The sequence below is a fragment of the Chitinophaga sp. genome, from assembly GCF_036566945.1.
In the GTDB taxonomy this organism is placed as follows: Bacteria; Bacteroidota; Bacteroidia; order Chitinophagales; family Chitinophagaceae; genus Chitinophaga.
The window spans coordinates 1-9006 of sequence record NZ_DATCVJ010000822.1 but is presented as its reverse complement, the minus strand read 5'-3'; the positions used below and the strand labels follow the sequence as shown (position 1 = coordinate 9006).

Here is a 9006-nt window from a genome sequence, read left to right as displayed (position 1 = left end):
CAGTGGTTTTTTCATTGGAATTACGAATTATGAATTACGAATTACGGGTAGCGGAATATGGCCATCTACCCACAAATCCGTAATTCGTAATTCGTAATTCGTAATTCTCTTATTTCAGGTGCATATCCTGGATAATACCGTTTATTTTCTGATCCAGTTCAGCGGTTACTTTATCATAATCTGCCGCACTGTTCAGAGGGGCATTTACACTGAAGTAGAATTTAATCTTTGGTTCTGTACCGGAAGGACGGGCAGATATTTTGCTGCCATCGGCCAGTAAAAACTGCAGTACGTTAGATTTGGGCAGATCCAGTGCTTTTATTTCACCTGATTTGATATCCCTGATCTGTTGTAATTGGTAGTCGTACAGCGTTACTACCGGGGAACCGTTGATGGTTACCGGCGGATTTTCGCGGTATCCACGCATCATTTCAGCAATTTCTTCTGCGCCTCTCATTCCTTTTTTGGTAATGGAGATCAGGCTTTCTTTATAATAGCCATAACGTACGTAGATGTCGATCAGTTCTTCGAACAAAGTTTTGCCATGGTTGCGTGCAACGGCGGCCATTTCACAGATCATGGCTACGGAGGAGATGGCATCTTTATCACGAATATTGTTGCCGATCATATATCCATATGATTCTTCTCCGCCACAGATAAAGTTTTCCTGTGGTTCTTTACGGCGGATCAGGTCAGCGATCCACTTAAAGCCGGTAAGTACATTATAGCAGGTGATATTGTTTTTGGCAGCAAATACGTCGATCAGATCGGAGGTAACTACTGTTTTGGCGATATAATCGTTTGGTTTGGAGAGGCCATTGCGTTTGCGGGCCTCTACGATGTAGTTGAATAACAGCACACCGGTTTGGTTACCATTCAGCAGGATCCATTCGCCTTTCAGGTCTTTCACGGCAATGCCTACACGATCCGCGTCGGGATCGGTACCCAGCAGGATGTCGGCATCCAGTTCCTTTGCCTTTTTGAGGCCCAGGTTCATGGCTTCAGACTCTTCAGGGTTTGGATATACCACCGTAGGGAAGTTGCCATCCGGGGTAGCCTGTTCCTGTACGATGTTTACGTTGGTAAAGCCATACTGTTGCAGTACAGCAGGTACCTGGGTGATGCCGGTACCATGGATAGGCGTATATACTATTTTAAGATCATGTTGCTGGCGGATGATGTCCGGGTTGACAGACAGGCCAACCAGTTCTTTCTGATAAGCTTCATCCACTTCTTTGCCGATGAGGGTGATATTGGATTCGCCGCCGGTCCACTTCACTTCATCCGGCGAAGTAATATTTTCTACTTCACGGATTACATTACTATCATGAGGGGGTACCAGTTGTGCGCCATCATTCCAATAAGCCTTGTACCCATTATATTCTTTCGGATTATGGGAGGCTGTGAGTACTACCCCGCCATGGCATTGCAGGTGACGGATAGTGAAAGACAGTTCCGGGGTAGGGCGGAGGCTTTCAAAAAGAAATACTTTGATATCGTTGGCAGCAAAAACGTTGGCAACAGTTTCCGCAAAGAAGCGGGCATTGTTGCGGCTATCATGGGCAATAGCCACCTTAATTTCTCCGGTAAAGGTTTTTTTCAGGTAATTGGCAAAACCCTGGGTAGCCATGCCAAGGGTATATTTATTCATGCGGTTGGTACCTACACCCATAATTCCCCGGAGGCCTCCGGTGCCAAATTCGAGGTTGCGGTAAAAGGCATCGTTGAGTTCATCGGGGTTACCTTCCTGCATTTTTTTCAGTGTGGCAACGGTTTCAGCGTCATAATTCCCGTTGAGCCATTGCGATACTTTGTTTTGAATATTTATATCCATGGTTCTTTTTTTGTAAGCCGTGAGTGCTAAAATGGATTGTAAAGTAAAAATAAAAAAACGAATGTTGGAAATTACAGATTCTAAAATACATTGAAAATCGTCCGTAATGGTTAATTTTGCGGCCATGAGGCGGTATGAAGATACTTATAAACAAAAAGGATTACGTAAACAGTTAGTTGATAGTATCCGTCAAAAAGGTATTACAGATGAAAATGTGCTGGCAGCTATCGGCAATATTCCCCGGCATTTTTTCCTTGACACGGCTTTCGAGAGTATAGCTTACGACGACAGGGCCTTTCCTATCGGGGAAGGACAAACGATATCACAGCCTTATACAGTGGCTTATCAGAGCCAGTTGCTGGAAATCAAACCCTATGAGAAAGTGTTGGAAATAGGAACCGGCAGCGGCTACCAGGCTTGTGTGCTCGCGGAACTGAAAGCCAACGTTTTTAGCATAGAACGGCAGCGTAAACTGTTTGATCAGTTAAAATCGTTTCCTTTTAAGTCCCAGTATCCCAATCTCCGTTTATTTTATGGAGATGGTTATGAGGGGTTATCTACCTATGCCCCTTTTGATAAGGTGCTGGTGACGGCGGCGGCGCCACATATTCCGGAAAAACTGCTGCAGCAGATGAAGATAGGGGGCAAAATGGTAATTCCGGTAGGCGGACAGGATATTCAGCGTATGTTGCGGATTACCAAAGTCAGCGACACCGAGAATGAGCAGGAGCTGTTCGACAATTTTTCTTTTGTGCCTATGCTGGCAGGGAAGAAATAGCGCGGATTTTCGTCTTTGCTCAGGATTATACTGATTTAGATGATTTTCAGGATTTTACTTTTTGATTGTATAGATTTTTAAAAGATGAGGGGAGATATAAGCGAAAAAATTTTATCCGCTTATATCTCCCCTCATCTTTTAATCCAAAAAATATAATCCTGAAAATCATCTAAATCAGTATAATCCTGAGCAAAGACAAAAATCCGCGTTAAAGCCTGCCTGTGCCTTCTTTTGGTTTATCTTCTTCCTTTTTTTCCTCGTCTTCGGTTTGTGGTTTCTTTTTCTTGAACAGGTTAGGATCCATTTTGCCAAAGCGGTACCGCACATTCAGGCGAATAAACCGGGTGGCTCTTTTACGATCGTAGTCCTGTATAAAGGTGGCCGTTTCGTAGTGCGAGTTGAATTGCTGTGTGTTCAGCAAGTCTGAAATATTGAGGGCAACGACCAGGGCTTTTGTTTTCATGAATTCCTTACGGATACCCAGATCTATACCGTTCATTGCTTTGAAGGTTCCCTGCGGCTGGATCCTTGGTGAGCGGAAATGGCCGCCCAGTTCCACACTAAACCTGCCGGGTATACGAAATTGGGTATTGCCGTTTAAGCCGTAGCTGAAGTTTTCGTTATTGATGCTAACACTGGTCAGCTTATTATATTCCAGGTTCAGGTTGGCCCATACTTTCCACCATTTGGTCAGGTTTAAGCTATAGGACACATTACCGCCGATGTTCTGCTGGGTAGCCAGGTTCATAGGTTTGGTGGTGGTAACGCCGGAAATGGTATCGAGGGTACTGATGCGGTCAATGTTATCGTTGGTTTGCGCATAGTAGGTGCTGGTGCTCAGGTAATTATTTGTTTTAGGATAATACACGGAGTAGCTGACTTCAAACTTATGAGACAGGGCAGGCTGCAGTTCCGGGTTACCGGTCCGGATATTTTGCGGATCGGAGTTATTGATATACGGCAGCAGCTGATCAAAATTGGGCCGGTCTATACGGGTAGAGTAGTTGAATACCAGGCTTTGGTTCTGATTCTTAGGCATATTATACTTCAGGAATACGCTGGGGAACAGGTTAAAGAAGCGATTATCCACGGTGGTATCCCTGGTAAATGAGTAGCCTTTGAGATAAGATTGTTCTGCACGCACCCCTACCTGGTAACCGAGGTTGCCAATGGCGTTTGCAAAATTGAGGTAGCCGCCGTAAATGTCTTCTTCATAATTATACTTATTAGACAGCGTAGGACTTACCTCGTAATCTTCCTCCGCCCAATCGTAGAGGGATGCGATGTAGTTATTGTCGATATGCCGTAGGGTGGCTTTCACGCCTGCTTCCAGTTTACCTTTTTTCCCGAAGGGAGAAGTATAATCCGATTGCAGATTCCAGAAGCGGTTGCCATTGCTGCTGGTATTGCTTTGTTTATCCGCATTAGGCAGCGTATCTACGCTTTTGTATTGGTATTGGGTGTTGTAGCTGCTGTTGCTATTGCTTTTGTTACCACTATAACTAACATAAGCAGTCAGCTCCTGGTTTTCTTTCCCGAAGGTATGCTTGTAGTTAAGATTGGTGTTATTATTATTGTTATGGTTATTACTATTGTTTCTCCGTTCTCCGAAGCGTAATGTTTCTTTCTTGTCATCCATGTAATTGAGGAAGATGTTGTCCTCATTATCGCTTCTGTTGAAATTTAATCCCTGGGAGATCGTAAATGTGTTATGATCATCCATAAAGTAGTCGAAGCCAAATCGTGCGCCGTTATTACCATTGTTGTTAACGTTTTTACTGGACTGTGTAAAGAAGGAGGTGTTGCTGCTGTCTGCCACCAGGTTTTGGCGGGAGCTGAGGCCACTGCCGGTAACGTGTTCATAGCGCGTGTTGTAGTTACCAAAGAAGTTAAAGCGTTTCATACGCAGACTGGCATTCACGCTTGCGTTGGCTTCGCCGCGGGTGGCGCCACCTGCATTGAACATCACGTTATAACCAATGGCTTTGTCTTTTTTCAGGACGATGTTGATAATACCGCCGCTGCCGTTTGCTTCAAATTTGGCAGAGGGATTATTGATCACTTCAACGCGGTCGATGCTTTCAGCAGGAATCATTTGCAGCGCAGTTTTAGCGTCTCCGAAAGGAGAAGGTTTGCCATCTACATAAATGGTCACGCTTTTGCCTCTGAGGGTAATGTTATCATCGATGTCTACGTCTACGCTGGGAATATTTTTTAGTATATCCGTTCCCGTGCCTCCTTCTGCATTGATCATATTGCCGGCATCAAATACCTGCCGGTCTATTTGCATGGAGAACGCAGGTTTTTCTGCTTTGATTTCTACTGCATTCAATACTTTACCGGCCGACTGCAGGCGCAGGGTGCCTGCAAGTGTATTTTTTCCTTCTACTACACGGATGGCTTTTTCCAGTTTTTCGTAACCCATGAAGGTGATACGTAAAATGTATATACCAGGAATAATATTATTGAGAGAGAAAGTACCGGTGGGCGTAGTATAAGCACCGGTCACCATTGTAGAGTCTGCCTGTTTGAGCAGTACTACAGAGGCGTATTCAATAGGTTTTCCGGTAGCAATATCTGCTACTTTGCCTGTGACTTTCAGGACTGTCGGAATTGTCGTTTGTGCGTTGACGTTATACGACATAACAAACAGCACGAACATGAGTGATAGAAAACTTCGCATGCGTGGATTTAGCAACTTTATAAATGATACAACAACACCATAAAAGTAATCGGCGTAAGCGTAAACATTAACGAAATATGATGAGTGGTAGCTAAAAAAACATGGCCGGCAGCAGTGCTGTAGCACTACTAACCGGCCTGTGGTTTGCATTCACCTTCTTTAGTATGTTTAGAAGCTCTGCATAGGATCACCCATTTGCGAGTCACTTCCCTGATCTTTCTTTTTCTTTTTAAATAAAGAGGCATCGAATTTACCGAAGCGATAACTAAAGTTAAGTTTCAGTATACGGGATTCGCGTTTGCGGATATAATCCTGTGCGAAGCTGGGCGATTCCTGATTTAATTCGTATTGACGGGTGTTGAAAATATCCGATAAACTGAGTGTCAATGAAGCGGCTTTGTTTTTAAGGAAATCTTTTTTCACTGCTACGTCAACAGTGCTGAAGCCTTTGATAGTACCTTGTGCAGACGAAGGAATCTGGTTGAATCCTCCACCGCCACCACCACCGCCGCGGCCACCACCACCACCGCCAGAGGAAGGCAGCGCAATAGTAGGTGCCTGATAAGTGGCATTTACCTGTACGGTAAAGTTGGCCGGTAACTTTGTTTCTGAATTTACTTTTGCGAACCAGCTAAATCCGTTGTTATCAAAATTCTGACCATTGGCATTCACCTTCATATCTGTTTGATACAGGTTCACGTTGCTGGTAAGATCCCATCCTTTCAGGATCTGATTTTTCATGGTCAGTTCTGCACCATAAGAGTTACTTCTGTTGGCATTGATGTACTGTGTTAACAGTGTATCTGCGCCTATTGGAGTGCTGATGGTGGAGATCATGTTATTGGTATTCCTGAAGTAGACGCTACCGAGGAAGTTATTATTGCCCCAGTTTTTTACATAGGAAAACTCAAAGCTGTTGGTATATTCTGGTTTCAGATTCGGATTCCCTTCGCGTTGATTTTGGGGATCGCTGTAATCGCGGTACGGAATCAGCTGAAAGAAATTAGGTCTGTTTACACGGCGGGAATAGTTCAGTTGCAGTTCCTGGTCGTTTTTTAATTTCTCCGACAGGAATAAGCTGGGATATAGTCCTGGTACTGCTTTGGTAGGTTTGTATTTAGTGCCTTCGTTTTCTCCGGCATATACATATTGTTCTACGCGCAAGCCTGCCTGGTAGCCGAAGTTGCCGATGGTGTTGGCAAAATTGGCGTAGCCGGCATATATTTCTTCGTTGTATTTATAGTTGTTGGACAACAGCGGGTTGTTGATAAACAGACCGGTGATGGTGTCTTTATCATATACATTATACAAGCTGGTATAATCGCGTAAAGTGGCTTTGGCGCCCAGTTCCAGCTTGCCATTTTTTCCGATGGGATTGGTATAATCCGTTTGGAAAGTCATGAAAGTTGTTTTGCCGGAAGTGGTATTGTTTTGCAGCAGCGCTTGTCCGATGGGTACGCCCATTGCATTTTGTGCCTGGGTGAGGTAGTCGCCGTTGCGGTTATTGGAACTTTTATTATAGTTGATATCTGCCGTCCATTCTTTGTTGGGCTGTGCAAAGGTATGCTTGAAACTCAGTGTAGTTGTGTAGTTCCGGAAGTTGAAGTTGTTAGTATTCAAACGATCGCTCTTGCCGGTAATGGCGCGATTTTTATCGGAGAAAGTACTCAACAGATCTTCATTGTTTTTGAAATCACCTGCTACGATATTTTGTCCGATGGAGATGGTGTTGCGGTTATCGAGCATATAATCCAATCCGAAACGTCCGAACTGAAACAGTGGTTTACTGGTGCTGTTGCTGTTCTGGAAGAGATAGTTGGTATCTGTTTTTACGCCGTTGCTATAGTTGCTGCGACTGGTGGTACCATCTGCCCAGTTGTGATTGGAGTTGATGTTATAGTTGGCAAATATATTGAATTTTCCCTGGCGTATATTGATGTTACCGCCGCCGTTGTATTTGTTGCCTGTACCGGCGCCTATATTCACTGCACCATTGAAGCCGGCTTTACGGTTTTTCTTCAACACAATATTCAGTATGCCCGACATTCCTTCTGCGTCATATTTTGCAGATGGATTAGTGACGAGTTCAATACTTTCAATAGCATCTGCCGGAATCTGATCCAGTGTAAGGGTAGAAGGTTTGCCATCTACAAAAATATTGGGAGAAGCATTACGTACGGTGACATTCCCATCCAGGTCAACGTTTACAGAGGGTACACTTTTCAGTACATCCTGTGCGGTACCGCCTACGCTGCTGAGGTTTCTGTCTACGTTAAATACTTTTTTATCGATGCCCATAGCAAAAGCGCTCTTTTGGCCGGTGACTTCCACGCTTTGCAGTGTTTTTACATTCTGCGCCAGTTTTATGTTGCCAAGGTCTTGCTCCATTGTTTGGCCAGTGATCATCACTTTCTTCTGCATGCTGGTGTAGCCCATGAAATTAATACGCAGAATCAATGGGCCAAAGGGAAGGTTTTCCAGGCTGAAATCGCCATTTGACTTGGAGAGCATACCCGTCACCAGGGAGGAGTCCCGTTGTTTAAGTACGGTAACAGAGCCGTATTCGATTGGTTTTCCGGTTTTGGCATCCACCAGTTTTCCGTACAAGTGGCCAATCTGCGGCATATTTGGTCTTCCCTGTTGTCCTTGTCCCTGCTGGGGGGCTGTTGCTTTAGGCGCCTGTGCAAAGGCGTTTATCTGCCACAAAAGTATACCAGCAATGACTGCATAGCATTTTTTCATCCTTATCGGTTTTTATCCGGACTATCTTCTCAGATAAGGACAAATGTATCGGGGTCCAGGTATGAATGGTTTGAGATTGTGATGAGCGGAATGATTGTCCGCAGGAAATCGCAAAAACGACCGCTAAGAGGTCTTAACAGTAGTTAACAGAGTTGTCTTTCAGTAGGTATATAAAGGTTATAACAGGGTGATGCCCAGGCAAATTAATCCAGTGATTAGCCCGCTGATGGCGCCCAGCATTTTGAAGCTTTGCAGCTCTTTTTGCAGTACCTCATGAGTAATAGCTTCCAGCTTATCTGCGGAGATGCCTGCAATTTTTTGGGACACTATTTTTTCCAGATCCAGGTCCTGTTGTACGTTATCTAGGTATTGGCTGATCAATAAAGGAAAGAGTGTGTCGAGTTCTGCTACCAGGTGGGTTTTGATCTGGTTCACAATACTATCGCCGATGAACATGGAAAGTACCGGCATGGCTTTCGGCAGCTTTTCCCGTAGAAATGTATCGAGATGGGCTTCTACTAAAGGAATAATATTTTTGATCTTCTGCGGATCTGTGAGTTTGGTTTTAATATCTTCAAAAGAAAATAATTGTTTGCCTACCAATGCACCGAGACTATTGGCCAGTTGTGCCTGTCTTTTAGGAAACAAGCCCTGAAGCGTGAGGAAGCCCAGTTTTACGGGTTTGTAAGGACGGAAAAGCAGGGTTACAGCGAGGCTGTTAATTAGCCAGCCAATGACAGCAGCGATGAGGGGAAGGAAAAAAATCATTATGTGTTATTAATTTTCAGGTTCGTACAAATGTAGAAAATCATGACGCAAAACAAGTAATTAAAAAACGAGCAGCTCCTGATAAATTTGAAGGAACGATTGAAGCCGTTGGGGATAATAAAATGTTATTGCTTGCCAGCTTTTATTTTATTGGCGGTTTATTGGAAGAGGATTTTGTCAGGGGAGATTGAAATACTGTTT

Annotated in this window: 5 protein-coding genes; 1 reads left to right on the top strand and 4 read right to left on the bottom strand. The window is 44.1% G+C overall.

Features of this window, described 5'->3' with window-relative positions:
• Positions 1 to 109 precede the first annotated feature (109 nt).
• Complete coding sequence (locus VIP81_RS24955) at positions 110 to 1834, bottom strand: phospho-sugar mutase (protein ID WP_331967720.1); 1725 nt, start codon at positions 1832 to 1834, stop codon at positions 110 to 112.
• Between the two features lie 124 nt (positions 1835 to 1958).
• On the opposite strand from VIP81_RS24955, the gene VIP81_RS24950 reads away from it, so the two are divergent.
• A complete protein-coding gene (locus VIP81_RS24950; RefSeq protein ID WP_331967717.1) occupies positions 1959 to 2612 on the top strand; it encodes a protein-L-isoaspartate(D-aspartate) O-methyltransferase in 654 nt (217 codons plus the stop codon).
• Positions 2613 to 2820: 208 nt separating this feature from the next.
• Here VIP81_RS24950 and VIP81_RS24945 read toward each other — a convergent pair whose 3' ends face one another.
• From VIP81_RS24945 to VIP81_RS24935, 3 genes are all read right to left on the bottom strand, one after another.
• The gene (locus VIP81_RS24945) at positions 2821 to 5295 is read right to left on the bottom strand and encodes a TonB-dependent receptor domain-containing protein (RefSeq protein ID WP_331967715.1); all 2475 of its coding nucleotides are present in this window, start codon (positions 5293 to 5295) and stop codon (positions 2821 to 2823) included.
• Positions 5296 to 5463: 168 nt separating this feature from the next.
• Entirely contained in the window at positions 5464 to 8037 is a 2574-nt protein-coding gene (locus tag VIP81_RS24940) for a TonB-dependent receptor domain-containing protein (protein WP_331967712.1), read from the bottom strand.
• Between the two features lie 177 nt (positions 8038 to 8214).
• Entirely contained in the window at positions 8215 to 8805 is a 591-nt protein-coding gene (locus VIP81_RS24935; protein WP_331967709.1) for a DUF445 domain-containing protein, read from the bottom strand.
• Positions 8806 to 9006: the final 201 nt, after the last annotated feature.

Excerpts from the sequence above, each read along its gene's own strand:
- VIP81_RS24955 (WP_331967720.1), bottom strand. The coding sequence starts at position 1,834 with ATGGATATAAATATTCAAAACAAAGTATCGCAATGGCTCAACGGGAAT.
- VIP81_RS24950 (WP_331967717.1), top strand. The coding sequence starts at position 1,959 with ATGAGGCGGTATGAAGATACTTATAAACAAAAAGGATTACGTAAACAG.
- VIP81_RS24945 (WP_331967715.1), bottom strand. The coding sequence starts at position 5,295 with ATGCGAAGTTTTCTATCACTCATGTTCGTGCTGTTTGTTATGTCGTAT.
- VIP81_RS24940 (WP_331967712.1), bottom strand. The coding sequence starts at position 8,037 with ATGAAAAAATGCTATGCAGTCATTGCTGGTATACTTTTGTGGCAGATA.
- VIP81_RS24935 (WP_331967709.1), bottom strand. The coding sequence starts at position 8,805 with ATGATTTTTTTCCTTCCCCTCATCGCTGCTGTCATTGGCTGGCTAATT.